Annotated in this window: 21 protein-coding genes and 1 pseudogene; 5 read left to right on the forward strand and 17 right to left on the reverse strand. The window is 73.9% G+C overall.

The window, feature by feature from the left end; translation table 11 throughout:
* The 4 genes and pseudogenes from ABEA15_RS24435 to ABEA15_RS24450 form a co-directional block, all read right to left on the reverse strand.
* A pseudogene (locus ABEA15_RS24435) lies at window positions 1-419 on the reverse strand (hypothetical protein); the annotation flags it as partial.
* 5 nt (window positions 420-424) lie between these two features.
* Window positions 425-1273, reverse strand: coding sequence for a carbohydrate ABC transporter permease (locus ABEA15_RS24440; protein WP_345559348.1), 849 nt, complete (start codon window positions 1271-1273; stop codon window positions 425-427).
* On the reverse strand, window positions 1270-2256 hold the full coding sequence (locus tag ABEA15_RS24445) for a carbohydrate ABC transporter permease (RefSeq protein ID WP_345559350.1): 987 nt from the start codon (window positions 2254-2256) through the stop codon (window positions 1270-1272). Before ABEA15_RS24445 ends, ABEA15_RS24440 begins: the two co-directional genes overlap by 4 nt.
* Before the next feature lie 22 nt (window positions 2257-2278).
* The gene (locus tag ABEA15_RS24450; protein WP_345559352.1) at window positions 2279-3544 is read right to left on the reverse strand and encodes an extracellular solute-binding protein; all 1266 of its coding nucleotides are present in this window, start codon (window positions 3542-3544) and stop codon (window positions 2279-2281) included.
* A gap of 266 nt (window positions 3545-3810) precedes the next feature.
* Between ABEA15_RS24450 and ABEA15_RS24455 the strand changes: the two genes are divergently transcribed.
* Window positions 3811-4905 carry a serpin family protein gene (locus ABEA15_RS24455; RefSeq protein ID WP_345559354.1) on the forward strand — a complete coding sequence of 365 codons (1095 nt, stop codon included), beginning with the start codon at window positions 3811-3813 and terminating at the stop codon, window positions 4903-4905.
* Between the two features lie 19 nt (window positions 4906-4924).
* Here the strand turns inward: ABEA15_RS24455 and ABEA15_RS24460 are convergent, their stop codons facing one another.
* The 4 genes from ABEA15_RS24460 to valS all read right to left on the reverse strand — a co-directional run bounded on the left by ABEA15_RS24460 (window position 4925) and on the right by valS (window position 9809).
* On the reverse strand, window positions 4925-5497 hold the full coding sequence (locus ABEA15_RS24460) for a GNAT family N-acetyltransferase (protein ID WP_345559356.1): 573 nt from the start codon (window positions 5495-5497) through the stop codon (window positions 4925-4927).
* 317 nt (window positions 5498-5814) lie between these two features.
* On the reverse strand, window positions 5815-6585 hold the full coding sequence (locus ABEA15_RS24465) for a DUF3710 domain-containing protein (protein ID WP_345559358.1): 771 nt from the start codon (window positions 6583-6585) through the stop codon (window positions 5815-5817).
* Window positions 6586-6647: 62 nt separating this feature from the next.
* The gene (gene dut, locus ABEA15_RS24470) at window positions 6648-7121 is read right to left on the reverse strand and encodes a dUTP diphosphatase (protein ID WP_344146631.1); all 474 of its coding nucleotides are present in this window, start codon (window positions 7119-7121) and stop codon (window positions 6648-6650) included.
* 117 nt (window positions 7122-7238) lie between these two features.
* The gene (gene valS, locus ABEA15_RS24475; RefSeq protein ID WP_345559360.1) at window positions 7239-9809 is read right to left on the reverse strand and encodes a valine--tRNA ligase; all 2571 of its coding nucleotides are present in this window, start codon (window positions 9807-9809) and stop codon (window positions 7239-7241) included.
* A gap of 302 nt (window positions 9810-10111) precedes the next feature.
* On the opposite strand from valS, the gene ABEA15_RS24480 reads away from it, so the two are divergent.
* A complete protein-coding gene (locus ABEA15_RS24480; RefSeq protein ID WP_344146625.1) occupies window positions 10112-10405 on the forward strand; it encodes a DUF4235 domain-containing protein in 294 nt (97 codons plus the stop codon).
* 63 nt (window positions 10406-10468) lie between these two features.
* On the opposite strand, the gene ABEA15_RS24485 is transcribed toward ABEA15_RS24480, so the two are convergent.
* From ABEA15_RS24485 to ABEA15_RS24500, 4 genes are all read right to left on the reverse strand, one after another.
* Window positions 10469-11386 carry a hypothetical protein gene (locus ABEA15_RS24485; RefSeq protein WP_345559362.1) on the reverse strand — a complete coding sequence of 306 codons (918 nt, stop codon included), beginning with the start codon at window positions 11384-11386 and terminating at the stop codon, window positions 10469-10471.
* A gap of 237 nt (window positions 11387-11623) precedes the next feature.
* The gene (locus tag ABEA15_RS24490; RefSeq protein ID WP_040270202.1) at window positions 11624-11923 is read right to left on the reverse strand and encodes a DUF4193 domain-containing protein; all 300 of its coding nucleotides are present in this window, start codon (window positions 11921-11923) and stop codon (window positions 11624-11626) included.
* Between the two features lie 479 nt (window positions 11924-12402).
* Entirely contained in the window at window positions 12403-13695 is a 1293-nt protein-coding gene (locus ABEA15_RS24495) for a sensor histidine kinase (protein ID WP_344146616.1), read from the reverse strand.
* Window positions 13692-14345: a response regulator transcription factor gene (locus ABEA15_RS24500; RefSeq protein WP_345559364.1), complete on the reverse strand. Its 654-nt coding sequence runs from the start codon at window positions 14343-14345 to the stop codon at window positions 13692-13694. The genes ABEA15_RS24495 and ABEA15_RS24500 overlap by 4 nt, the downstream gene beginning before the upstream one ends.
* A 694-nt stretch (window positions 14346-15039) precedes the next feature.
* Here ABEA15_RS24500 and ABEA15_RS24505 point away from each other — a divergent pair.
* A complete protein-coding gene (locus ABEA15_RS24505; RefSeq protein WP_311545472.1) occupies window positions 15040-15207 on the forward strand; it encodes a hypothetical protein in 168 nt (55 codons plus the stop codon).
* Between the two features lie 189 nt (window positions 15208-15396).
* Here ABEA15_RS24505 and ABEA15_RS24510 read toward each other — a convergent pair whose 3' ends face one another.
* The 3 genes from ABEA15_RS24510 to ABEA15_RS24520 all read right to left on the reverse strand — a co-directional run bounded on the left by ABEA15_RS24510 (window position 15397) and on the right by ABEA15_RS24520 (window position 19553).
* The gene (locus ABEA15_RS24510) at window positions 15397-16218 is read right to left on the reverse strand and encodes an inositol monophosphatase family protein (protein WP_344146608.1); all 822 of its coding nucleotides are present in this window, start codon (window positions 16216-16218) and stop codon (window positions 15397-15399) included.
* Between the two features lie 76 nt (window positions 16219-16294).
* Window positions 16295-18328: a S9 family peptidase gene (locus ABEA15_RS24515; RefSeq protein WP_345559367.1), complete on the reverse strand. Its 2034-nt coding sequence runs from the start codon at window positions 18326-18328 to the stop codon at window positions 16295-16297.
* Window positions 18329-18515: 187 nt separating this feature from the next.
* A complete protein-coding gene (locus ABEA15_RS24520) occupies window positions 18516-19553 on the reverse strand; it encodes a ferrochelatase (RefSeq protein WP_345559369.1) in 1038 nt (345 codons plus the stop codon).
* A gap of 127 nt (window positions 19554-19680) precedes the next feature.
* Here ABEA15_RS24520 and ABEA15_RS24525 point away from each other — a divergent pair, with 127 nt between their 5' ends.
* Window positions 19681-20982 (forward strand): D-arabinono-1,4-lactone oxidase, encoded by a 1302-nt coding sequence (locus tag ABEA15_RS24525; protein WP_345559371.1) that lies wholly within the window; start codon window positions 19681-19683, stop codon window positions 20980-20982.
* A gap of 368 nt (window positions 20983-21350) precedes the next feature.
* The gene (gene sepH, locus ABEA15_RS24530; protein ID WP_345559373.1) at window positions 21351-22610 is read left to right on the forward strand and encodes a septation protein SepH; all 1260 of its coding nucleotides are present in this window, start codon (window positions 21351-21353) and stop codon (window positions 22608-22610) included.
* A 70-nt stretch (window positions 22611-22680) separates the two neighbouring features.
* Here the strand turns inward: sepH and ABEA15_RS24535 are convergent, their stop codons facing one another.
* Together ABEA15_RS24535 and ABEA15_RS24540 are read right to left on the reverse strand one after the other, a co-directional pair.
* Entirely contained in the window at window positions 22681-24477 is a 1797-nt protein-coding gene (locus ABEA15_RS24535) for a PH domain-containing protein (protein ID WP_345559375.1), read from the reverse strand.
* A 64-nt stretch (window positions 24478-24541) separates the two neighbouring features.
* The gene (locus ABEA15_RS24540; protein WP_344146590.1) at window positions 24542-25063 is read right to left on the reverse strand and encodes a PH domain-containing protein; all 522 of its coding nucleotides are present in this window, start codon (window positions 25061-25063) and stop codon (window positions 24542-24544) included.
* Window positions 25064-25128: the final 65 nt, after the last annotated feature.

The raw sequence follows: 25128 nt of genomic DNA on the forward strand, positions 1-25128 counted from the left end.
AGCGCGCCGCGCCAGGCGCCGCCGGGCCGCCACGCGGCCGCCGCGCGCAGCAGGGGCATGCGGGCTGCGGTGCCCGCCACGGCGCAGCCGGCCAGGGCCGCCGCTCCCCCGGGCGGATCGAAGGCCGCCACGATCAGCGCGTCGGCCGCGAGCACCGCGCTCAGCCCGGCGCCGGCCAGCCCCGCCTTCCAGGAGCCCGCCCAGGCTGCGCGCAGCCGGCCGGCGTAGTCGGCGACACCGGTGCCGCCCTCCCCGTCGGTGTGGGCGCGCACGTGCGCGCTCCCGGCCGCCAGCGCCGCGGGCAGGGTGACCAGTGCCAGACCCGCGGCCAGGGTGAGCACCCCGGTCAGCAGGCACTCCCCGAACAGCACCGCCCGCGAGACCGCCGGCGACGCACCGGCCGCCCTGCCGCCCGCCATCGCCGTCACCCCTTCAGCCCGGTCGTGGCCATGCCCTGCACCAGCAGGCGCTGGAAGGCGAGGAAGAACAGCACGACCGGGACCAGCGCGATCACCGACATGGCGATCATCGCGCCGAAGTCGGAGGTGCTCGTCTGGTCGGCGTACATCCGCAGGGCCAGCGGGATCGGGAACTTCTCGGGGGTGTTGAGGTAGATCAGCGGCGCGAACAGGTCGTTCCAGCTCCAGATGAAGGCGAAGATCGCCGCCGTGCCGAACGCCGGCCGCGACAGCGGGGCGATGACGTGCCAGAAGATTCCCCAGTACCCGCAGCCGTCGATCCGGGCGGCCTGGTCCAGCTCGCGGGGCAGCTGGCGCATGAACTGCACCATGAGGAAGACGAAGAACGCCTCGGTGGCCAGGAACTTGCCCAGCAGCAGCGGGACGTAGGTGTCGACCAGGCCCAGCTGCTGGAAGATGATGTACTGCGGGATGATGACCGCGTGGAAGGGCATCAGCAGGGTGCCGATCATCAGCACGAACATCGCGTTGCGCCCGCGGAACCGCAGCCGGGCGAAGGCGTAGGCGGCCAGCGCCGAGGACGCCACCGTGCCCGCGACCGTGAGCACCGCCAGCAGCAGCGAGTTGTACAGGAACCGCCAGACGGAGATGCCGGCCATGCCCTCCATGGCGCGGGCGAAGTTGTCGGCGACCGGCCGGGCCGGCAGCAGCTGCGTGTTGCCGACGATGTCGTTGGTGGGGGTGGCCGACGCGCCCGCCACCCACACCAGGGGGTACATGATCAGCCCCAGCAGCGCCAGTGCCAGGGCGTGCCAGAGCACGCGCCGGGGCCAGGTAGCGGCGGAGGATCTCATCGGCCCTCGTCTCCGGAGTAGAACACCATCGTCCGCGACATCCGGAACAGGGCGGCGACCACCAGCCCCGCCCCGAGGATCAGCATCCAGGCCATCGCCGAGGCGTAGCCCATCTGGTAGTGGGTGAACCCCTGCTGGTACAGGTAGAGCGTGTAGATCAGAGTGGAACCGGCGGGACCGCCGGTGCCGCCGCTGATCACGAACGAGGCGGTGAACACCTGGAAGGAGTTGACCGTCTCCAGCAGCAGGTTGAAGAACAGCACCGGCGAGATCATCGGCAGGGTAATGTTGCGGAACCGGTGCCACCATCCGGCGCCGTCCACCTCGGCGGCCTCGTAGTACTGGTTGGGCACCTGCTTGAGTCCGGCCAGGAAGATCACCATCGGCGCCCCGAACTGCCACACCGCCAGCAGCACCAGCAGCAGCAGCGCGAAGTCGGGGTTGCCCACCCAGCCGCCGGTCTCGATCCCCACCGAGCGCAGGATGCGGTCCACCACCGCGTCGTCGGAGAACAGCGCCCGCCACACCAGCGCCACGCTCACGCTGGCGCCCAGCAGCGAGGGCGCGTAGAACGCCGAGCGGTACAGCCCCTGGCCGCGGTGCGGCGACGCGAGCAGCATGGCCACCGCCAGTGCCAGCGCCAGCTTCAGCGGCACCGCCAGCACCACGTAGGCGGCGGTAACCCTGATCGACTGGAGCCACTGGTCGTCGCCGAACAGCCGCCGGTAGTTGTCCAGGCCCACCCAGGAGGGCGCGGTGAACAGGTTGTAGTCGGTGAAGGACAGATAGAGCGAGGCCAGCATCGGCCCCAGCGTCAGCCCGAGGAACCCGAGGATCCACGGGGAGAGGAAGGCGTAGCCCGCGGCGCCCTCCCGGCCGCGGCGCAGCCGCCGCGCCCGTTTCGCGGGGGTCGGGGCCGCGGGCGGTGCGGCGGGGTCGCCGGAGCTGTGGGAGCTCGGGGTGCCCTGGGCCGTCCGGACCATCAGCGGTCTCCTTGTCGCCGCGTCAGGAGCTCAGGGTGCGCTCGGCGAAGGACACGAACTCGCCGGCGGCCTCGTCCGGGCTCATCTGCCCGTGGTGCACCTCTTCGGAGAGCCGGATGAACTCGGTCTCCAGGGCGCCGGCGCCGGCCGGGGGTGCGGGGGGCGCCTCCTGCAGGTCGGACATGCGGTCGTCCTCGTAGTCGACGATGGCCTGGTCGACCTCGGTGTAGTCGATGGCCTCGCGCTGGCCCTCGGTGGCCGGGATGCCGCGGTTGCCGCCGAAGATCTCGGCGACGCGGGGGTCGTTGATCATGAAGTCGACCAGCTTGGCCGCCGCGTCGGGGTTGCCGGTCTGGGCCGAGGCCGACAGCAGCATCGATGGCTTGAGGTACTGCCCGGAGTCGCCGGAGTCGGTGGGCAGCGGCGCCAGTTCGAGGTCCAGGTCGGACTCCTCGACGTAGCGGGTGAGCATGTTGTCCCAGGTGAACTCCGAAGCCGACAGGTTGGCGCCCAGCGGGGCGAGCGGCTTGACCTGCTCCGCCTCGTCGGCGGGCACCACGGCGCCGTCCTCGCGCAGCCCGGCGGCGCTCTCCCAGAACTCGGCGAGGCGGTCCCGGCCGAACCCGAGCTCGCCGCTGTCGGTGAACAGCTCGCCGCCCTCCTGGCGCAGCTGGGCCTCCAGCACCCAGATCAGCCCGGTGTAGTCGGAGGCTCCGTAGAGGTCGCCTCCGGTGTGCTCGCTGACCGCCGTCAGCGCCTCGTCGTACTCCTGCCAGGTCCAGCCGTCCTCGGGCATGGGCGCGCCCGCCTCGTCGAACAGCTCGGGGGCGTAGACGAGGGAGAACGTGTTGCCGCCGATGGGCACGCCGTAGCGGGCGCCGTCGATGACGCCGGCCGTGCTCAGCCCCTCCAGCAGCCCGCTCGTGTCGAGGCTCTGCTTGTGCTGCTTGAGGTCGAGCAGCACGCCGCGGTCGCTGTACTCGCGCAGGTAGGCGTTGTCCATCTGCAGCACGTCGGGCATCCCGCCGCCGGCGACCTGCGTGGAGAGCTTCTCCCAGTAGGTGTCGTACTCGGAGAAGGTCGGGGTGACCGTGATGTCGGGGTGCTCCTCCTCGAACAGGGCGATGGCCTCGCGCATCATCTCGGCCCGCTCGGCATTGCCCCACCAGGAGTAGCGGATCTCCGGAGACCCGCCGCCCTCGCCTCCCCCGCAGCCGGTCGCCGCCAGCCCGAGGACCATCGCTACCGCGGCGGCAGACCTCGCCGCACCGCCCGTCCACTGCACCATGGTGGTGACCGCCCTTCTTCGCCGCTCGATTCACCCGGTTATTAAAACGATTTACGGAAAGCGCTTCCCATCCAGTTGGAGGCTCAGATTAGGCTCCCGGAAATCTCCCGTCAATACTGGTGTGCCATCCATTGCAACGATCGACCCCGCCCACCGCGGCCTCGCCGGCGCCCACCGCCATCCGCGGTGCGGGCGCCGCCGCGAGCGCTAGCCTGGCCGCAGAGCCGACCGGCGGCCCGCCCGCCGGGGAACCTGGAGCGTGCGCCATGACCGTGTCCCTGCGCCCCGACCACCTCGACTTCGCGCTGCGGCTCAACGCCGCGCTGGCCGGATCCCGAACACCGGAGCACGCCTGGTCGCCGCTGTCGGTGGCCGGTGCTCTGGGGCTGGTGGCCACCGGTGCGCGCGGCGCCACGCGGCGCGAGTTCGAGGCCCTGCTCGGCCGCGACATCAGGGGCCACCTCGCCGCCTTGGACGACGCGGTCTCCGACGGACCGGATCTGGCCGCCGCGACCTCCCTGTGGATCCGCAGCGATCTGGAACTGAACGCGGAGTTCGAGGCCGCCGTGCGCGCGCGGCCCGACGCGGCGGTGCGCACGGCCGACTTCGCGAACGACCCCGAGCGCGTGCGCCGCGAGGCCAACGCCGAGGCCGCGAAGACCACCCGCGGCATGATCGAGGAACTCCTGCTGCCCGGTGACGTACGCGCATCCGCCCAGGCGCTGCTGCTCAACGCCCTGTGGGTGCGGCTGCGCTGGTCCGACCCCTTCGACCCCGACGCGACGGAGCCCACGCCCTTCCACACGCCCTCGGGCGAACGCCGCGTGCCCATGATGCGCCGCCGCGGCCGCCGCCCCTACGCGGCGGCCGCCGGCTGGCGGATGGCGACCCTGCCCGCGGCCGACGACCTCGCGCTGGACGTGCTGATTCCCGACGCCCCGGCGCTGGGCACCGCACCGGCTCCCGAAGCGCTCTCGGCGCTCTACCGCGCGGCCGCACCGACCGAGGTCGACCTCTGGCTGCCGCGCTTCGAGGCGCGCACCCGCACGGCGCTGTCGGCGCCCCTGGCCGAAACCGGCGTCGCCACCGCGTTCAGCGACCGGGCGGACCTCTCGGGGATCTCGCCGCGCCCGCTGCGCATCGACGAGGCGGTGCACGAGGCGGTGCTGCGGGTCGACGAGAAGGGCGCCGAAGGGGCGGCCGCGACAGCGGTCGTGATGCGCACCGTCGCGGCCGTGGCCGACAGGCCGGTCCGCTTCGCCGTGGACCGCCCGTTCGCCTTCGTGCTGCGCCGCCGGCAGGCGGTGCTGTTCCTGGGAGCGGTCGCCGCACCGAGCGATCCGGGACCGGCCCGGGAGTGACGGCTCCGCCGCGCGGCGCCTACCCGGCCAGCCGGTCGAAGGGGGCGGCGTAGCGGAACGCGCCGCGGTGCGCGGTGTCGTAGGCGCTCAGCGGACGCACCTGGAAGTAGTCGCCCCAGGCCGGATCGGGCGCTACCACGCCGAGCTCCGCCGCCGGGCGGAAACCGAAGCGGCGATAGTAGCCGGGCTCGCCGAGGAGTGCGACGAGCGGCTCCGACCGGGCGTCGGCCGCGCCCAGCACGGCGTGCATCAGGGCGGATCCGATTCCGCGGCCCTGGCAGCCGGGCGCTACGCCGATCGGCCCCAGCCCCAGCGCCGCGGTCGTGCCCACGTACCCGCGGGTGCACACCACGTGGCCGACCACCGGCCCGCCGCCGACGGGATCCGCCGGGGCGCCGGCCCCGGTCCCCTCGACGGCCGCCAGCGAGTACTCCGGCAGCCAGCCGGCGTCCCGGCGCAGCCGCCCCAGCAGGACCGCCTCGACCGGTTCGGTACCGTCCGGGGCTCCGGCGGGAACGTTCGCGGCGAAGGCGGAGGCGATCACCGCACGCACCGCCGCCTCGTCCGCGGCGGTCTCTCGTCTGATCAGCATCCGCACACCCTAGACGCGCCCACCCGCCGCGGCACGCGGATTTCCGCAGGACCGGCCGCGGGCATGCGGGGCGGCCGATCGCCGCCCGCCGGTGGCTCGGGCTCCGGCGTCCGGCGCGCGCGCCGCGGAACCGGCGGGGATCGGCGGCGCGACCGATCGGGCTCTGCGCAGGGCTCCGGGCGCTGCGGACTGCGGACCCGGCCGCAGCGGCCGCCGTGGGCCGGGCCACCCGGCCCGGTGCCCCGAGCGGACGCACCCGCGCCCGGCACGGCGGCGGCACCGGCCGCGGCCCGGGGCGGCGGTGCTCCGCCGGCGGCCTAGGACTCGGCTCCGCCGCCGCCCTCGTCGGCCTGGCCGTTGCCGGCGCTGCGCTTGCGCTGGTCCGCCGCCTGGGCCATGGACTGCTGGATCTCCTGGGGCACGACGATCGGCAGCATCTCGCGCGGGGGCGCCGGGCTGTCGCCGCGCACGACCACGATCTGCTGGAACAGCTCCTCGACCTCGGCCATCGCCTGGGGCTTGGACGCGCCCTCGCCGCGGATGACGCCGTGCAGCACCCACCGGGGACCGTCGACGCCGATGAAGCGCACCCGCTCGCCCATCTGCTGGCCCTGCTCGTTCTTCTTGCCGGCGACGGGCACGACCGCCCGCAGCTCCGGGCCGAAGGTGCCGTCGAAGTCCTCGACCTTGCCGCCCTGGGAGGTCACCTGGGAGCGCAGTTCCTCGCGCATGTCGGCCCAGACTCCGCTGGACTTGGGCGCGGCGAAGGGCTGCACCTGCAGCGCCGAGCGCTGCGTGCGCAGCGTGACCCCGATGATGCGGTTCTGCTGGGGAGCGACGTTCACCTGGATCTCGATGCCCGAGCGCACCGGGATCCGCACCGACCCCAGGTCCATGCGCTGGGCCTCGGGTGCCTCCTCGGCCGAGTCCCACGGACCGTCGCTGCGGTGGCGGTCGGCCTCCTTCTCCGGCTCCGGCGGGTCCTCGGGCCGACCCGCGAAGTCGGCCTCGGAGCCGGCCGCGCCGGCGGTCGCGGCGGTGCCGTCGGCGCCCTCGCCGTCCTTCTTCTTGCGTCGGCGTCCGAACACGCCTTACACCTCTCCCGCTTCGTCGTCCCCGGCGGATCTGGTGCCGGGAGTGCTCGTCGTCGTCAAGTGCGCGCCGCGTGGCCGCCCGTGGAACCGAATCCGTCCGCGCCGCGCACGGAGTCCGGGAGCACATCGGCTTCGCGGAACAGCGCCCGCTCCACACGCTGGACGACCAGCTGGGCGACGCGGTCTCCGCGGGTGAGCTCGACCGGGGTCTCCGTGTCCGTGTTGAGCAGGGTCACCCGCACCTCGCCGCGGTAGCCGGCGTCGACGGTGCCGGGCGCGTTGACGAGGGTCAGTCCGCACCGGGCCGCCAAGCCCGAACGGGGGTGCACGAAGGCGGCGTAGCCCTCGGGCAGCGCGATGGCGATTCCGGTGCCGACCACCGCCCGCCGACCCGGTTCGACGACCACGTCCTCGGCGGTGACGAGGTCCGCGCCCGCGTCGCCGGGGTGGGCGTAGGCCGGCAGGGGAAGGTCGGGGTCGATGCGGCGGATGAGGACCTCGACCCCGCCGCTGCGGCTTCCGTTACTCACACTGAGCGAGCTTATCGCGGTGCGGGGCCTGTGTCGGACGCCGCGTGGAGCGCCGGCGCGCGGGAGGGGCGGAACCGCCCCGCACGCCGGTCGCTCGGCGCTGCGGCGGACCGCCGGCTACCCGGCCGCGGGCAGGCTGACCTCGACCTGAAGCTCGGTGTCGTCGGAGGCCTCGAAGTCCAGCCGGGCGGCGCGCCCCGCCGCGGCGAGGTCGTCACCCGCCAGACGCACGTGGTTGACGTTCTTGCCGCGCACCGAGACGCGTTCGATCTCGGCCCGCATGGAGAGCTTGGCCTCGGACTTGGCCTTGCGGACCGTGCGCAGCACCTCCGAGGCCGCCGCCAGGACAGCGGGGTCGCCCTCGCGCGCGGCCGCACGGAACTCCTCGGCCTCGGGCCAGGACTCGGCGTGCACCGAGCCCTCGTGCCACCAGCTCCACACCTCGTCGGCGACGAACGGCAGGAACGGGGCGAACAGCCGCTGCAGCGCCGACAGGGCGATCAGCAGGGCCGCGCGGGCCGAGGCGGCGGCGGGCGAGGCGGTGTCGTAGGCGCGGGCCTTGACCAGCTCCAGGTAGTCGTCGCAGAACTCCCAGAAGAACCGCTCGACGCGCTCCAGTGCGCGGGTGTGGTCGTAGGCCTGGAAGGCCGCGGTGGCGTCCTCGACGACGTCGGCGAGCGTGGCGAGCATCGAGCGGTCCAGCGGCTCGGTGACCGCGGACGGCTCCGCCGCCGTGTCCTCGCCGGCGACCGACAGCGCGAACTTGCTCGCGTTGAGGATCTTGATGCCCAGCCGGCGCCCGACCTTCATCTGGCCCTCGTCCAGCGCGGTGTCGGCGCCGAGCCGCCCGCTGGCGGCCCAGTAGCGGATGGCGTCGGAGCTGTACTTCTCCAGCAGGTCGATGGGCGTGACGACGTTGCCCTTCGACTTGGACATCTTCTTGCGGTCGGGGTCGAGGATCCACCCGGAGACGGCCGCGCCCCGCCAGGGCAGACTGCCGTGCTCGAAGTGGGAGCGCACAACCGTGGCGAACAGCCAGGTGCGGATGATGTCCTGGCCCTGGGGCCGCAGGTCCATCGGGAAGACGCGCTCGAAGAGGTCGGGGTCGCGCTCCCAGCCGCCGGCCACCTGCGGGGTCAGCGACGAGGTGGCCCAGGTGTCCATGATGTCGGGGTCGCCGGTGAAGCCGCCGGGCGCGCCGCGCTGGTCCTCGGCGTAGCCGGCCGGGACGTCGGAGCTGGGGTCGACCGGCAGCTGCGACTCGTCCGGCAGCAGCGGGGAGTCGTAGTCGGGGTTGCCCTCGGCGTCGAGCGGATACCACACGGGGAACGGCACGCCGAAGAAGCGCTGGCGGCTGATCAGCCAGTCGCCGTTGAGGCCCTCGACCCAGTGCTCGTAGCGCGAGCGCATGTGGTCGGGGTACCAGTTCAGCTCGCGCCCGCGCGCCAGCAGCTCCTCGCGGACGGAGGTGTCGCGCCCGCCGTTGCGGATGTACCACTGGCGGGTGGTGACGATCTCCAGCGGCTTGTCGCCCTTCTCGTAGAACTTCACCGGGCGGGTGGTGGGCGCGGGATCGGCGAGCAGGTCGCCGGACTCGCCCAGCAGCTCGACCATGCGCTCGCGGGCGGTGTGCACGGTGGCGCCGGCCAGGCGGGCGTAGGCCTCGCCGCCGCCGGCCGCGGCGACGGCCTCGGGCGGCTCGGAGACGATGCGGCCGTCCCAGCCCACGACGGGCCGGGTGGGCAGCTGCAGCTCGCGCCACCAGGTGACATCGGTGAGGTCGCCGAAGGTGCAGATCATCGCGATGCCGGAGCCCTTGTCGGGCTCGGCCAGGCGGTGGGCCATGACCGGGACCTCGACGCCGAAGACCGGCGTGCGCACGGTGCCGCCGAACAGGTCCTGGTAACGGGCGTCGTCGGGGTGGGCCACCAGGGCGACGCAGGCGGGGACGAGCTCGGGCCGGGTGGTCTCGATGACGACCGGCTCGCCGCCGTCGCGGTGGAAGGCGATCTTGTGGAAGGCGCCGGTGCGCTCGCGGTCCTCGAGCTCGGCCTGGGCGACGGCGGTGCGGAAGGTGACGTCCCACAGCGTGGGCGCCTCGGCCATGTAGGCCTCGCCGCGCGCGAGGTTGCGCAGGAACGCGCGCTGGGACGTGGCGCGGGCGCCGGCGTCGATGGTGGCGTAGGAGTAGCGCCAGTCGACGCTGAGGCCCAAGCGGCGCCAGATGCCCTCGAAGACCTTCTCGTCCTCGGCGGTCAGCCGGTCGCACAGCTCGATGAAGTTGCGCCGCGAGACGGGCACCTGCCGCTTGGGGTCGGGCTTGGCCGGCGGCGTGAAGGCGGGGTCGTAGGCGACCCCGGGGTCGCAGCGCACGCCGTAGTAGTTCTGCACCCGGCGCTCGGTGGGCAGGCCGTTGTCGTCCCAGCCCATCGGGTAGAAGACCGACTTGCCGCGCATGCGCTGGAAGCGGGCGACGGTGTCGGTGTGGGTGTAGGAGAAGACGTGGCCGATGTGCAGCGACCCGGAGACCGTGGGCGGGGGGGTGTCGATCGAGTAGATCTCGGAGCGGCTCTTGGTGCGGTCGAAGTGGTAGACGCCGGACTCGTCCCATACGTCGACCCATTTCGCCTCGATACCGTCGAGCGAAGGCTTGTCGGGCACGCGGAAGGAACGAGAGCGGTTGGTCATGGGCCCAATGGTATTGGTTCGGCGGCCCTGATCGCTCCGGATTTCCACAGCCCACGACAGCGTTCCAGCGGCGTCTCGCGCGGTCTCGCGGCCGCGGCCCGGGCGGCCGGTGCGGCGCGCCCCGTGCAGGCGGCGGCGCAGGCGCCGGGCATGAAAGGATTCCGGCAAGGCGCATCCGCACGGCGCCGGATCGCGGCGCGCCGGAGGCGGTCGGCCACAGCGCCGCGCACGGCCGCGCGGTCAGCCGCGTGCGGCAGCGCGGCCACGCGGCCACGAAGGCTAGAAGGGAAGCGATCCGACAGATGGCTAAGAAGAGGAACGGTGAGTTCGCCGCGCAGGTCGTCGGCAGCGTCACCGCTCTGGCGGCGGCCTACGTCGCCCGGAAGGCGCTGACGTTCGCCTGGACCCAGGCCACCGGCAAGGCGCCGCCCACAGAGCCGGAGTCCCCCGACGTCAGCCTCAGCGAGGCGCTGGGCTGGGCCGTGGTCACCGGCATCGGCATGGAGGTCACCCGCGTGCTCGCGGTGCGCGCCGCCCACCGCAGGTTCTTCGACGCCGCCCACCAGAGCGGCGTCGTGGGGATCGACGTGGACTGAGCGCGCCGGGCGCGGGCGGGCGCCCACCGGCGGGCCCGCGCGGTCCGCCGGCGGGCGCCTGTGTCAGCGGCCGCCGCGGGGCAGCTCCCGCGCGGAACCGTCGGCGCCGACGCCGCCGCGCCCGGACGCCGGGGGCAGGCCCTGCGCGCGCAGGTCGGCGCGCACCGACGTCGCCAGCGCCCGGGTGGCGGCGCGGTTGAGCGCCCCTCCGGCGACGGCGCCGGTCAGGTAGGGGCCCAGCGTCGACAGGTGGCGGCCGAGCGTGCGCAGCAGCCTCCGGCGCAGCGCGGCCTTGGCGGCGGCCCCGAGGGTCGCCGAAAGCGACTGTGCGGCGCTGAGCGGGTCGATCCCGCGCTTGCGCGCCCACGAGGCGAGGTAGCCGGTGGTGCGCTGCAGGCTCGTTCCCGGCGCCGGCTGCCCGTAGACCTCGTGCAGCTCGGCGATGAGCTTGACCTCGACCGAGGCGACCACGACGGTCTCGGCCACGATCTGGGCCGGCGCCGTCAGCAGCAGCGGCGGCGCGGTGAACTGCACCGCGGCCAGGGCACCGCCGGCCGCTCCGACACCGGTCGTGGCGTGGGCGGCGTTGCGTACGAGCGCGTCGGCGAGCTCTTCGCCGGCGAGGCCGGAGTGGTGGCGGATCAGGGTCTCGCGGTCGCGCACCGGGATGCGCGGTGCGATCTCGTTGGCGAACACGTCGGCCAGCCACCGGCCGCTCGCGGCGCCGCCGGCGCGCGCCGAACGCGCGCGGGCGGTGAGCGCCGCGGCGAGCCTGCCCAGCAGCCCGGCCCGGCGCCGGGGGTCGGCGCCCTCCTCGTCGAGGAGCTCGCCCACCAGGACTCCGATGTCGTCCTCGGCGACCGCGGCGACCTCGGTCCCGGGCGCGGTGGAGCCGGCGTCGCCCGCGGCTCCACCGGCGCCGTCGCCGCCCGCCTGCGGGCGGGGACCCGTCTCCTCGCGGTCTCCAGCGTCCTCGGCCACGTCGACCTCCCATTCGCGGTGTCCCCGGATTACCGGGTGTGCCCGGCTTTCCCCGGGAGCGGTCCCGGGGCTCGCGGGGCCGGAGGCCCCGACGCTTACAAAGCTAAGGGAAGGCGGAAATCAATGCCGGGCGCTCGGTGCGCAAAGGACGATGCGCCCCCGGGAGCCCTCCCGGAGACGCATCACATGCCGCGGCGGAGGCCGTTCGAGGCAATTGAGGAAAGGAGTCCGCCGGGCTCAGGCGGCGCACTCCTTGCAGACCAGCTGCCCCTTCCGCTGCTCGGCCAGCTGACTGCGGTGGTGTACCAGGAAGCAGCGCGAGCAGGTGAACTCGTCTGCCTGGCGCGGCAGGACCCGGACCGCCAGCTCTTCGCCGGACAGGTCAGCACCGGGCAGCTCCATGCCCTCGGCGACCTCGTCGGGGTCGACGTCTATGGTGCTGGTTCCCTTGTCGACACGGCGCGCCTGCAGCTCCTGCAGGCTGTCCTCGTTGATGTCTTCGTCGGCCTTACGCGGGCTGTCGTAATCGGTGGCCATTCTGCTAACTCCATCCCCCTCGTTCTATGCCTCGTTGCGCGCTTCCAACGCTTGAGGACCTCGTTTTGTGCCCGAGCCGCCTGGAAACTTGCGCCGGCGTAAGTGGACTATGACCCCTCCCGGGTGCAGTCGCACCGCATAGCAGCACCCTTCGAATAGAACCGGTCGCGCTTCGTCGCGCCGTCGATCCACTCGCCCTCATGTGCTACCCAACGCCCGCGGGATTCCGACCTATTTCCTCGTCTTTCCCCACGCCGCGCGGGCTCGATGCCGCCCGTGAGGCGGGGTAAGAACATACACGCGTACTCCGGGAGATATTCCCGCAGCGTTCGCGCCCGGGAGAGCATACCCACCCTCGGCGCGCCCACGATCCCGGGGCCGTCGTGTCGTAGAACACGTATGAGTATCACGCGCAAGCCGCGTCCCGCAGGATCTTCGCCCACCTCGTGATCAGTACCCGGCGTCCGGACGGCCAGATGCTACCTGCCCGCGGAGGCGGCCGTGTCACCGGTCTCGGCGGCGGGGAACCGAACGGTGACGACCAGGCCGCCGCCCTGGCGCGGCCACACGCTGACCGAGGCGCCGTGGGCACGCACCACCGAGCGGACGATGGACAGGCCCAGCCCGGCGCTGCGCCCGGACTTGACGCGGTCTCCCGAGGCGCGGCGGAACGGCTCGAACAGTCCCTCGATCTCGTATCCGGCGATGACCGGGCCGGCGTTCTCCACCTGGATGGCCGGGGAACCCTCGTAGATGCCCGAGCGCACGGTGATCTCACCGTCGGCGGCGTTGTAGCGCATGCCGTTCTCGACGAGGTTGGCGACCAGGCGCTCCAGCAGGACGGGGTCGCCCACCACCGCGGCGGGGCGCAGGTCGGTGCGCAGGGTCAGATCGGCCTTCTCCAGCTCCTCGGCGAGCTGGCTGAGCACGGAGCCGAGCACCTCGGCCATGTCCACGGCGGTGCGCACGTCGAGCTCGCGGTCGCTCTTGGCCAGGAACAGCAGGCCGTCGATGAGCCGCTCGTGGCGGGAGTTGGTCTCCAGCAGGGTGCGGCCGACCGTCTTGAGATCGGCCGAGGCCTCGGGGTCGCTGAGGGCGACCTCCAGCAGCGTGCGGTTGATGGCCAGCGGCGTACGCAGCTCGTGGGACGCGTTGGCGACGAAGCGGCGCTGGCCGTCGAAGGCGCGGTCGAGGCGCTCCAGCATGCCGTCGAAGGTGTCGGCCAGCTCGCGGATCTCGTCGTCGGGGCCGCTGAGGGCGATGCGCTCGTGCAGGGACCGCTCGGAGAGCCGCCGGGCGATCCGGGTGATCTTGTGCAGCGGCGACAGGGCCCGCCCGGCGACGAAGTAGCCCAGGCCGACCGCCAGCAGGCCGACGATCACCAGCGCGATCACCGAGTAGCGTGTCATCTCGGCCAGTACCGACTCGATGAACTCGGTCTTGCGCATCTGCAGCTCGACCGGGTCGGCGTTGGGCATCGTGAAGTTGAGGTTGTCCAGCAGGCCCGCGACGATGATGTAGTTGAGCAGCACCAGCAGCGAGCCCGCCGCGAAGAACAGCATCCCGTAGATCAGGGTGAGCCGCGCGCGCAGGCTGATGTTGTCGGTGAAGCGGTGCACGCCGCCGGTGACCGGGCCCGGCGGCTTCGCCGAGGCGGTGGCGGGCTCGGCCGACAGCCGCCGCCACGTGCCGGTGTCGCCCGGCGGGGTGGGCGCCACCTCGCCCGGGCCGGCCGCGTGCTCGGGGCCCGGCTCAGGGCCCTGCGCCGTCAAATCCGGTACCCCGCACCGGGCACCGTCTGGATGACCGGGGGCTCGCCGAGCTTCTTGCGCAGGGTCATCACGGTGACCCGGACGACGTTGGTGAACGGATCGGCGTTCTCGTCCCAGGCCTTTTCCAGCAGCCCCTCGGCGCTGACGACGGTGCCGTTGGCGCGCATGAGCACCTCCAGGACGGCGAACTCCTTGGGCGTCAGCGAGACCCGGCATCCGTCGCGCTCGACGGTGTGGTTGGCCGGGTCCAGCTCGATGCCGTTGCGCTGCAGCACCGGCGGCAGCGGGGGGACGGCGCGGCGGCCCAGCGCGCGCACGCGCGCGATGAGCTCGGCGAAGGCGAAGGGCTTGGTGATGTAGTCGTCGGCGCCCAGGGTCAGGCCCTCGACCTTGTCCTCCAGCTCCACCGAGGCGGTGAGCATCAGGATGCGGCCGGTGTAGCTGCGGGCGACCAGGTCGCGGGCGACGTCGTCGCCGTGGACGCCGGGGAGGTCGCGGTCGAGGACGACGACGTCGTAGTCGTTGACTCCCACATGCTCCAGCGCACTGTCGCCGTCGTAGACGACGTCGACGGCCATGGATTCGCGGCGGAGCCCCACGGCGACCGTGTCGGCCAGAACCTGCTCGTCTTCGACCACGAGTACGCGCACTGTGAGTTCGTCGTCCTTAGCTTTCCTGCGACCGGAGTGGGCCGCTGCCGGCGCATCCCCCAACACACCGGCAGCGGCGCTTGTGACCCCCGGCTGCACCATCCGTTATCCCACCCGCCCGATAAGGATGGAGTAAGCCACCTGAGCGGTGGACTCGGTCCCCGCCCCCGCCGCGACCGGCGGAAGAGCGGACCCATCCCCTGCCGACCGAAGGCCGGCGGCGGGTGCGCGGCAACCCGGGGTAGCCACTGGGGAGCCGGCGCGCGGTCCCGGCCGGGCCGGGCCGCAGCCTCTTGCGCGACTCCCTGACTGTGCGCGGGTGTCGCTGCCGGCGTATCCCCCAACCGCCGGCAGCGACGATCACCCCGCACATCTCGAATCTGACACATCCAGGATAAGAAAGAAGTAAGCCCTGGCGCACCTCGCGAAATGTGGTGTAGGGCACCGCCGGTCCGGCTCGCGCCGGCGCCGACTCCGTGGTCGAGTATCCCACGGCGCGCGACGCGCACGCGAGGGCCGCGAAGGCGCGGCACAGCCGGGATCACAGCTGGGTCACGGACGTTTGGCGGCGCGCGCCCGGTGGGTATGGCCGTCATCTGCGGGTCGCGCCGGTCTCGACACCGCTGTCCCCTGTCACGCCGCACCGTGCCGCCGAGGCGCTGTGCTGCAATGACGCGATGAAATGTGAGGTGAAATGGGCGAGTTCCGCGCGGAGATCAAGGGCCGCATCAAGGAGATCCGCCAGTCGCTTCAGGCGGCGCAGGCCGCAGGAGACGAAGACCTCGCGGACGTGCACACGTCGGAGCTGGAGGACCTCCACCGCATCGCCGCTCGCAACGGAGTCGACACCGGCTGCGTGTGAGTCCCGGGAGCGCCGCCTCGGCCCCGGCGCCTGCGGAGCGGCGCGCGTGGCCGGTCGGGTGGGAACCGGCCGCGCAGCAGAGCCAGGCGGGGTGTGCAACCCCGCGGGAACCGTGAGGAGCGCCTCCGAAGTGCCGGGCACTTCGGAGGCGCTTTTTCGCGTTGCCGGCGGGGCCGGGCGCTGCCGGACTCAGTCCGCGGCGGGGCCGTCGGTGTCGGCTCCCAGCGGGGCGAGCAGGTCGTGCAGCTGGGCGAAGAGCTCCGGGGCCGCCCCGATGACCAGGTCGGGGTTGGGCGGCGCGCCGTGCAGGCCGCCGACCCGGGCGCCGGCCTCCTGCGCGACGAGCGCCGCCGCGCCCCAGTCCCACGGTTTGAGCCCGCGCTCGTAGTAGGCGTCGACGCGGCCGTGCGCCAGTTCGCACAGCTCCACCGAGGCGCAGCCGCCGCGCCGGATGTCGCGCACCCGCGGAAGCACCGTGCGCAGCACCTCGGCCTGCTGGGCCCGGCGCCGGGACTCGTAGCCGAAGCCCGTGGCCACCAGGGCCAGCTCCAGCGGCACCGCGGTCGCCGCACGCAGCGGCTCGCCGTTGAGGAACGCTCCCCCGCCGAGAACGGCGGTGTACACGTCGCCCCGGGCGGGCACGGCCACGGCACCGGCCACCACTTCGCCGGCGATCTCGGCGGCGATGGAGACCGCCCATTCACCCCGCCCGTAGAGGTAGTTGACGGTGCCGTCGATGGGGTCGACGATCCAGCGCACCGCGCCCTCGCCGGCCACGTCGCCGCCCTCCTCGCCCAGCACGGGGTCGCCGGGTCGAGCCTCGTGGATGCGCTTGCGGATCAGCTCCTCCACCGACCGGTCCATCTCGGTGACCACGTCGGTGGGGGAGGACTTTGTGTCGAGCACGCCGATGCCCGCCTGGCCCTCTGACGCCGCGCGCCCGCCCTCCTGGGCCGCATCGACGGCCAGGGCCAGCAGCGCGGCGCGGTCCGGTGTGGGACTCGCTGTCATGTCTCCCCCGTTCCTGCAGTCGGTCGCTGCCGGGCGCGCCGCGCGCCCGCAGCCGTGCGTGCTCGGCCGCGCGCCCTCACAGCAGCGCCGGCCGCTGCCATTCCTTGCCCAGCACGTGGTGGTCGAGGAAGGCGAGGACGGTCTCGTACCAGATCCTGGAGTTGCCGGGGGTCAGCACCCAGTGGTTCTCGTCGGGGAAGTAGAGGAACTTGGCGTCGACCTCGCGGCTGATGAGGTCCCACCACAGCCGTAGACCCTCTCCGATGGGCACCCGGTAGTCCTTGTCGCCGTGGATGACCAGCATGGGCGTGCGGATGCGGTCGGCACTGGAGTGCGGCGAGGCGGCGCGGTAGCGCTCGGGGTGCTCCATGGGGTCGCCGAACTCGGCGGTCCAGGCCGCCGGGTAGTCCGTCGTGCCGGCGAAGGCGTCCAGCGCCCACAGGGAGGCATGGGTGACCACGGCCGCGAACCGGTCGGTGTGCCCGGCGATCCAGTTGGCCATGTAGCCGCCGAAGGAGCCGCCCATCGCGGCCGTGCGGGTGCCGTCCACGTCATCCCGGGCCGCGGCCTCGTCGGTGATCGCCATGAGGTCGGCGAAGGTGCGCTCGCCCCAGGAGGCCCGTGCCCGGCGGCGCATCTCGGGGCCGTAGCCGGTGGACAGCGCCGGGTCGGGCAGCAGCACCGCGTAGCCGCGGGCCGCCAGCAGCCACGGGTTCCACCGCCAGGACCACCCGTTGAAGCTCATGTAGGGCCCGCCGTGCACCCACAGCACCAGGGGTGCGGGCGATGCGGACGAGGCGCCGGCGGGCAGCACGAGCCAGGCGCGCACGGGGGTGCCGTCGTCGGCCTCGGTCTCGACCTCGGTGAGGGTGCCGGGTACCTCCAGCGGCGCCTCGGGCGAGCGCAGCCGCACCGGGTTGCCGCCGTCCGCGCCCGAGGCGTCGTCGATGCGCACGGGCGTGGGCGGTTCGTCCCAGGAGTCGCGCAGGGCGTAGAGCGCGCCGCCGCTGCGCGCGGGGTTGAGCCGGGTGTAGGTGCCGTCGTCAAGGGTGAGGCGGGTCAGCTCGCCGGTCGCGGCCTCGACGCGGAACACCGGGCAGCGGCCCTGGTGGTCGGCGGTGAACAGCACGGCCGAGGAGTCGGGCGTCCACACGTGCTCGCGCGGCCAGAGGTCGTGTGCGGCCAGCAGGTCGCGGCCCTCGCCGGTGTCCAGGTCCACCAGCCACAGCGTGCTCTCGCGGGTGGCGCCGTCGGGGCCGGGCTCGCCGTCGTAGTCGCGGAGCGCGGCGACGCGGCGGCCGTCCGGCGAGACCGCGGGCGCGCCGAAGTCGTAGCCGGGTTCGGCTGCCAGGACCCGGCGCTCGCCGGTGGCGGCGTCCAGGGCCATCAGCTGTTCGCGCTGAACGCCCCGGCCCGCGGGCACGGTCCAGCCGGTGACCACGGTGCCGCCGTCGGGCGTGAGGTCGGGCGCCTGGCCGAACAGGGCGGCGCCCGGCTCGGGCGTGAGGTCGGCGGACTCGCCCAGCCCGGCGTCGGCGCCGGCGGGCGCCGCGGCGGTGAACAGCCGCGGAAGCGCCGGTCCCAGGTCGCGGTCCCAGCTGCGCACCGGGGAGGATTCGTGCAGGATGGCGCTGACCCCGGCGTCCTTGCGGGCCTTGCGCGCCAGGGCGTCGGCCTCGGCGTCGGCGGTGCCGGGCAGTGCCTCGGAGGTGTAGGCGACCGTGCCCGCGTCGCGCGCGACGGCCAGGGCGCCGAACCCGCCGGGGCGCCGGGCCACGCAGCGGGCCTCGCCGCCGCCCGCGGGCAGCAGCCACAGGGCGGGGGTGTCGGCGGACTCGGTGCTGTTGGGGTCGGGGCGAGCCGAGGTGAACAGCAGCGAGCCGTCGGGCAGGAAGGCGGGGCCGCCCTCGCCCGCCGCCGAGCGGGTCAGCCGGCGCGGCTCGGCCTCGCCGGCCGGGTCGATCTCCCACAGGGCGGTCGTGAAGGCCGCCCCGTCGGGCTTGAGCTCGCTCACCGGCGCGATCAGCCGTGTCCCGTCGGGTGACAGGACCAGGCCGTTCACACGGCGCAGTCCGGCGTACTCCTCGGGGTCATACCAGGTGCGAACCACGTCGTGCGACTTCCCCTCTGCCGTCGGCTGCCTTCGGCCGCCCCTCCCCGTCCGACGCGAGCGGCCGCTGCGGCGGCCGCTCGCCGGCTGGGGACGCTGCGCGGCATCCCGTGGGGGACATCCGCGGATATCCCTGTCCAATCGACCCTATCGGGACGCGTCCGCCGCCGTCGGGCCGACCGAGCGGTCAGCGCTGCCGACAGCACCCCTCGGGGCAGTCGTGGCAGGCCGGCAGCGAGGTCAGGCCGAAGGGCTCGGCGCCGGAGGCCCGCTCGGCGACCAGTTCGCGCACCATCGCCACGAAGCGCGGGTGCGTGCCGGGACTCAGCGCGCGCACGAAGTGCAGCCCCAGTTTCCGGGCGGTCTCGCGGGCCTCGTTGTCGAGGTCGTACTTGACCTCCATGTGGTCGGAGACGAACCCGTAGGGCACGACGACGACCGCGGTGACACCCTCATCGGCCAGCTCGGCCAGCCGGTCGCCGACGTCGGGCTCCAGCCACGGCTGGGAGGGCGGGCCGCTGCGGCTCTGGTAGACGAGGTCGTAGGGGTGGTCCTCGCCCAGCCGCTCGCCGACCAGCCGCGCGACCTCGGTGAGCTGGGCGACGTAGGCGCCGCCGGGGCCGTGGTCGTGGTCCGGCGCGCCGCTGGCGTCTGCCATGGCGGTGGGGATGGAGTGGGCCGAGAACAACAGGCGGGCCCCCGCGCGCTGGTCCTCGGGCAGCCGGTCGAGCGCGTCGCGGGTGTGCTCGACCAGCGGCTCGATGAACCCGGGGTGGTCGAAGAACGGGCGGATCAGCTCGATCTCGGGCGCGTCGGGCCCCGCGGCCTCACGGGCGGCGGCGATGTCGTCCAGGTAGGCCCGGTGGCTGGAGTAGTTGCTGTAGGCCGAGGTCGCCATGGCTACGGCGCGGCGCACCCCGTCCCGGGCCATCTGCGCGACGGTGTCGGCCAGCATGGGGGTCCAGAAGCGGTTGCCCCAGTAGACCGGCAGGTCCACGCCCGCCCCCGCGAAGTCGGCGCGGACGGCGGATATCAGGTCGCGGCACTGCTGGTTGATCGGACTGACACCGTCGTAGAGGTAGTAGTGCTGTCCGACTTCGGCCAGGCGCTCCCGCGGGATGTTCCGGCCGCGGGTGACGTTCTCCAGGAAGGGGATGACGTCCTCGTTCGCCTCGGGGCCGCCGAAGGAGACGAGCAGAAACGCGTCGTAGGGCTCGTAGGGCATGGCTCCATCAAACCAGCTCCCCGAGGCGGCTCTCCTCCGCCCGCGCGTTGCGCGTGTCACCGGTCGGCGCCGCCCGTGCGGGGCCCGCGGAGGCGCCTGGGACGCCCTCCGGGTAGTCTGCCGCGCTATGAGCAGTGTGGTGTGGCACACATGGTCCGGTACACAGCAGGCCCGGCCCCGCAGGATCGCGGCGCCCTCCAGCACCGGGGCCGTGTCCGCGGCGGTGCGCGGCGCCGCGGAGCAGGGCATGCGGGTGCGGATGGTGGGGTCGGGCCACTCCTTCACCGGAGCGGCGGTCACCGACGGCCTGCTCCTCTCGCCCACGGGGTTGGCGCGGCTGCGCGGCGTCGACGCCGAGGCGGGCACGGTCACCGTCGAGGCGGGCATGCCGCTGTGCGACCTCAACGAGGCGCTGCACGCGCGCGGGCTGGCCCTGGCCAACATGGGCGACGTCGCCGTGCAGACGGCGGCGGGCGCGATCCAGACGGGCACGCACGGCACCGGCCGCGACAGCGGCGGGCTCGCCCAGCAGGTCTGCGCCATGGAGCTGGTGCTGGCCGACGGCTCGGTGGTGGAGTGCTCGCCCGAGCGCGAGCCCGACCTCTTCGAGGCCGCGCGGGTCGGGCTGGGGGCCTTCGGCGTGGTGACCGCGCTGACGCTGAAGGTGCGCCCGGCGTTCCTGCTGCGAGCGCGCGAGGAGCCGATGCGCCTGGCGGAGGTGCTGGCGCGCCTTCCGGAGCTGCGCAGCGCCAACGAGCACTTCGAGTTCTTCTGGTTCCCGCACACCGGCTGCACCAACACCAAGCGCAACAACCGCGCCGAGGGCCCGGCCGAGCCGCCGTCTCCGCTGCGGGCCTGGCTGGACGACGAGTTCCTGTCCAACACCGTCTTCGGTGCGGTCAACCGGCTGGGGCGGCGCGTGCCGGCGGCCATTCCCGCGATCAACCAGGTCTCGGCGCGGGCGCTGTCGGCGCGGACCTACACCGACGCCTCCCATCGCGTCTTCGCCAGCACCCGCCGGGTGCGCTTCGTCGAGATGGAGTACGCCGTCCCCGCCGAGACGCTGCCCGACGTGCTCGGCGAGATCCGCGGGATCGTCGACTCCGGGCGGCACCGGATCGGGTTCCCGGTCGAGGTGCGCTTCGCGCCGGCGGACTCGGTGTGGCTGTCGACGGCCTACGGCCGCGACACCGCCTATGTCGCCGCGCACGTCTACCGGGGCATGCCCTACGCCGACTACTTCCGCGAGATCGAGGCGGTCTTCATCGCCGCCCGGGGCCGCCCGCACTGGGCCAAGATGCACTCGCTCGGCAGCGGCGACCTCGCCGCCCTCTACCCCCGATTCGCCGAGGCGGAGGCGGTCCGCGACCGGGTGGACCCCGAGCGGCGGTTCGCCAACGAGTACCTGGACACGGTCCTGGGCGCCTGAGCTGACGGGGCGCGGCGACCGCGGCGCGCCGCCGCCGACCGCGGCCGCGACCGTGCCGCCGCGCGCCGGATCCGCGAAAAGTCCGCCTTGTCCCCCCGGCCCGGTATGGACTGCCCGGGATACCATCGGCCAGAGGCGGTGAGCGCTCCGGGCCGGAGCGCTCACCGCCTCCAGAGCCCGGACCGCCTGCGTGCCACGATGGCGTTCAGGAGCACGCCGGCGCTCGGCGGGCGGTCCCCGACCTCCCGGAAGGTACGCAGTTCGGACATGCCAGTCGTGGTAGTGGCCGAACACGTGGATGCCGATGAGACTGGGATCGTGGGGGATGGCCGAGGACCTACCCTCGACGGGACGCGAAAGGGAGGGCGATGCAAGAGCTTCGCCTCGCCGCCGTCAGCGAGGACGGCACTTACCTGGTATTGGCGAGTGCCGGTCGTGGGACCCGTTTCATGCTGCCCGTCGACGACCGTCTCCGCGCTGCCGTGCGCGGCCAGTTCTCCCGGCTCGGCCAGTACGAGATCGAAGTGGAGAATCCGTTGCGCCCCAAGGAAATCCAGGCCCGGATCCGCTCGGGTGAGACAGCCGAGGCGATCTCGGACCTCTCCGGGATCCCGATCGAGCGCGTCCGCTGGTTCGAGAGCCCCGTGCTCCAGGAGCGCGAGTACGTGGCCCAGCAGGCGCAGCGGGCATCGGTCCGCCGCCAGGGCGAGACCGCGCCCGGGCCGAACCTGGGCGATCTGATCACCGAGCGCATCGGCGCGCACCAGTTGGAGACCGGCGACGCGGCCTGGGACTCCTGGAAGCGCGAGGACAGCACCTGGCAGCTCAAGCTCGTCTTCCTCGTGGGCGGCGAGGAGCGCGTGGCCCACTGGGTCTACGAGCCGCGCCGCAGGTCGGTCACCCCGGCCGACGACGAGGCGCTGCGCTTCCTCGCCCCTGAGGCCGACGAGCCCCTGGATCTGGGCCCGGGCAGCGCGAACGTGACGCCGTTCGTCCCGCGCCGCCAGGGGCCCGCGCCCGAGCCCGCGCGCCCGGAGCCGCTGCGGCCCGAACCCGCGCGCCCCGAGCCGGCGGCGCCCGAAACCGGCCGCCAGGACACCCCGCCCGCCGAGCCCCCGCGCTACGAGGAGCCGCCCGCACCGGCGCCTCCGGCCGCGCCGCGACGGCCCGCGGCGGGCCGCTCCCGCATCACGACCGACGACGTGATCCCCGGAGAGCGCGCCACCCCGCCCGAGCCCGCTGCGCCGCAGCGGCGCGAGGAGCGCCCCGCACCGGAGCCCCCGGCCGAGTCCCCGGCGGCCTCGGCCGGCGAACCCGAACACCCCGGCCGGCCCGAGCGCGCGGAGCGCCCCGCCCCGGGGCGCGCTTCGGTGCTCGACGCCGAGCCCCCCGCTGCGCAGGGCCAGGCGGCGGGGTCCGCGCGCGCTCCCGAGCCCGCTCCCGCCGCCGAGCAGGACGACCGCCAGGACCGTGCGGCCGCCCGCCGCCAGGAGCCGCCGGTCTCGGCCGCGGCCGCCGGGACGGCGAACACGGGAGGCGGCGCATCGCCCCGCCGCAAGGGCCGCGGCCGCCGCGCCTCGGTGCCCTCGTGGGACGAGATCATGTTCGGGTCCAAGAAGTCGGACTGAGTGCCGGCGGGTGCCCGCCCGGCGGCGGACACCCGGCCGCGCCCGGGGCGGTGCCGCGCGCCGAGCGCAGTCAGCCCTGATCTTTCGCGGTCCGCTCGCCGCCGGCGCCGAGGCCGCCCGCATCCGCCCCCGCGCCGCTCGGGGCCGCCGGCGCGTCCGGGCCGGCCCCTTCGAGGAACGGCCGCACCATCTCCGGGGTGACTCCGCGGGCGAAGGCCGCCGACTCCGCGAAGCCGGCGTCGATCGCGGAGTAGCCGCCGCTGCCCGCGCCCACCGACAACTCCAGGTCCGCCAGCCCGGCCCGGCGCTGGAACAGCGTCTGCCTCCAGGTCCAGCCGATGATGGCGTCGCGCACCACGACGGCCTGCACGCGCCGCAGCGACCCCGACCGCACGCTCACTTGGCGGCCGTCGTCGCCGTGGCCCAGCGAGCGGTAGCGGTCGATCCCCAGCGGCACGCCCAGCAGCGCCAGCAGCGCGAAGACCCCGGCCACCCACGGCGGCGCCAGCAGCGCGGCCGCGGCGGCCGCGACCGCGAAGGGCGCCACCGCCCGGAACAGCCGCCGCCCCAGCGCGGCGCGCGGGTGGCGCGCGAGCGTGCCCCGGAAGGGCGAGAGCGCGTGTTCCACGACCTCCTCGACCCGGCTGCGCGGGCCGATCGGCATCAGCATGGCGCGGGTTGCGGTCTGGCCCAGTCCGGTGACGATGGCGCGCAGGTGCACCGCCGATCGCGTCCGCTCCAGCGGGTTGTCCGCCAGCTCGTGGCCGCGGATGCGGCGCTTCTCCAGGGTCACGCTCTGCCGGGTCAGCATCCCGCGCTCGGCGATGAGCGCGTCGCCGCGCCGGCGCAGGGTGAACCGCCAGTGCGTCACCGTGTAGGAGACCACCGCGAACAGCGGCATGGCCAGCAGCAGCACCAGGACCGCCAGCACCGCCCCGGCGACCAGCAGGGACACGGCCATCTCGCTCGCGCGTTCGTAGATCCCGAGGGCGAGGTCGCCGAACCGCTCCGCGGCCCGCTCGCCCAGCCCCTGGCCGAGGACGCCGACGAGCGTGGCCAGGGCGACGAACGGTGTCAGCAGGTAGCCCAGGCTGAGCACGGAGTAGAGGTACCAGCTCGCCGGGACGGTGAAGTAGACCTCGGTGTCGGACTCCTCCCCCTCGGCCGGCGCCCGGACCTCGGCGGCGCCCTCGGCCCGCGGCAGGTCGCCGGAGTCGCCGCGCAGGTAGGCGCGCCGGCGCAGCAGGACGCGGCGCAGCCGCTCCGCCTCCTGCGCGGTGACGGCGTCGAGCTTGCCCTCCTCGCTGCCCCCTCCCCCGGCGGCGGCCTCGATCTTGACGACGGCCAGCCCGAGCATGCGGTGGAGGAGGTTGGCGCTGATGTCGACGCCGCGGATGCGCTCCAGCGGGATGGAGCGGCGCGAGCGGCCGATCAGGCCGCGCCGGATCTCCAGGCGTTCGGCGCCGACCTGGTAGCGCACCGTGTACCAGGTGAAGAGTCCGCTGGCGAGCATCGTGGCGACCGCCGCGGCGGCGCCGCCCAGCACCCAGGGGTTGAAGCTGAAGGTACCGGCGATCAGCGCCACCAGGACGGGGACCAGGTAGCTGCGCAGGTAGTTCAGCGGCGCGGTGACCAGGGTCAGCGGGCTGAGGCGGTAGGCGGGTTCGGACTCGGGCGCGGCTGCGGCCGCGGTCTCAGCGGGTCCGTCGGGACCCTCCGGTGCCTCCGGGGCCGCCGGCTCCCCGGCCCGCATCCCGGCCGCGCCGGTGCCCGGTCCCGCGCCGGTCCCGGGCCGCTCCTCGGCGCCGGCGCGGTCGGCGCCTTCGGGGCTCGGCCGCTGCCGGTCGAACCGGCCGTTCTCGCTCATCTGCCTCCTCCGGCGGGCCCGCGGGGGCGGCGGGCCGCGGAGCCGCCCCGCTGCGGGCACGGGCTCATGTGGCGTCGTCGCGCAGCTCGGCGGCGCGCGCGGCCAGCTCCTCGGAGATGCGCCGGGCTTCGTCGGCGTCGAGCCCTTCGATGGTGGAGGATCCGGCGTGGGAGGCGGTCTGCACCTCCAGCGTCGCCACGCGGAACATCCGCTCCATCCAGCGCTGGCGGTGGTCGACGGTCTGGATGCGGCTGACCGGGACCAGCTGCCACTTGCGGCTGAACCAGCCGGTACGGGTGTAGACGACGTCCGCGGTGATCTCCCAGCGGTGCACGCGATAGCGCCACTGGGGCACGAGCGGGACGCGGACCGCGGAGTACGCGGCGTAGAGGACGGGCAGCCACCAGGCGTTGCGCAGCAGCCATCCGGGCACCCAGTCCCACGACGCGAACCGCAGGCCCCACACGCCGGCGCACAGCAGGACCAGCAGCACCGCGGCGGCCATGGCGCCTTCCAGCGTCCACATCCGCACCGATCGCCGGGAAACCCGGTGGGTCGGGGCTCTCAACCGCGTCGTCGTCGCCACGGCACCGAGTCTAGATGAGTGAGTCCGATGTCTTCAGTGGTCGTAGGCGATCAGCGACCGTTTGA

Source organism: Streptomonospora halophila (assembly GCF_039542725.1).
GTDB lineage: Bacteria > Actinomycetota > Actinomycetes > Streptosporangiales > Streptosporangiaceae > Streptomonospora > Streptomonospora halophila.

Coding starts and splice junctions, on each gene's coding strand:
- ABEA15_RS24440 (WP_345559348.1), bottom strand. CDS start 1,273: ATGAGATCCTCCGCCGCTACCTGGCCCCGGCGCGTGCTCTGGCACGCC.
- ABEA15_RS24445 (WP_345559350.1), bottom strand. CDS start 2,256: ATGGTCCGGACGGCCCAGGGCACCCCGAGCTCCCACAGCTCCGGCGAC.
- ABEA15_RS24450 (WP_345559352.1), bottom strand. CDS start 3,544: ATGGTGCAGTGGACGGGCGGTGCGGCGAGGTCTGCCGCCGCGGTAGCG.
- ABEA15_RS24455 (WP_345559354.1), top strand. CDS start 3,811: ATGACCGTGTCCCTGCGCCCCGACCACCTCGACTTCGCGCTGCGGCTC.
- ABEA15_RS24460 (WP_345559356.1), bottom strand. CDS start 5,497: ATGCTGATCAGACGAGAGACCGCCGCGGACGAGGCGGCGGTGCGTGCG.
- valS (WP_345559360.1), bottom strand. CDS start 9,809: ATGACCAACCGCTCTCGTTCCTTCCGCGTGCCCGACAAGCCTTCGCTC.
- ABEA15_RS24480 (WP_344146625.1), top strand. CDS start 10,112: ATGGCTAAGAAGAGGAACGGTGAGTTCGCCGCGCAGGTCGTCGGCAGC.
- ABEA15_RS24490 (WP_040270202.1), bottom strand. CDS start 11,923: ATGGCCACCGATTACGACAGCCCGCGTAAGGCCGACGAAGACATCAAC.
- ABEA15_RS24505 (WP_311545472.1), top strand. CDS start 15,040: ATGGGCGAGTTCCGCGCGGAGATCAAGGGCCGCATCAAGGAGATCCGC.
- ABEA15_RS24510 (WP_344146608.1), bottom strand. CDS start 16,218: ATGACAGCGAGTCCCACACCGGACCGCGCCGCGCTGCTGGCCCTGGCC.
- ABEA15_RS24520 (WP_345559369.1), bottom strand. CDS start 19,553: ATGCCCTACGAGCCCTACGACGCGTTTCTGCTCGTCTCCTTCGGCGGC.
- ABEA15_RS24525 (WP_345559371.1), top strand. CDS start 19,681: ATGAGCAGTGTGGTGTGGCACACATGGTCCGGTACACAGCAGGCCCGG.
- sepH (WP_345559373.1), top strand. CDS start 21,351: ATGCAAGAGCTTCGCCTCGCCGCCGTCAGCGAGGACGGCACTTACCTG.
- ABEA15_RS24535 (WP_345559375.1), bottom strand. CDS start 24,477: ATGAGCGAGAACGGCCGGTTCGACCGGCAGCGGCCGAGCCCCGAAGGC.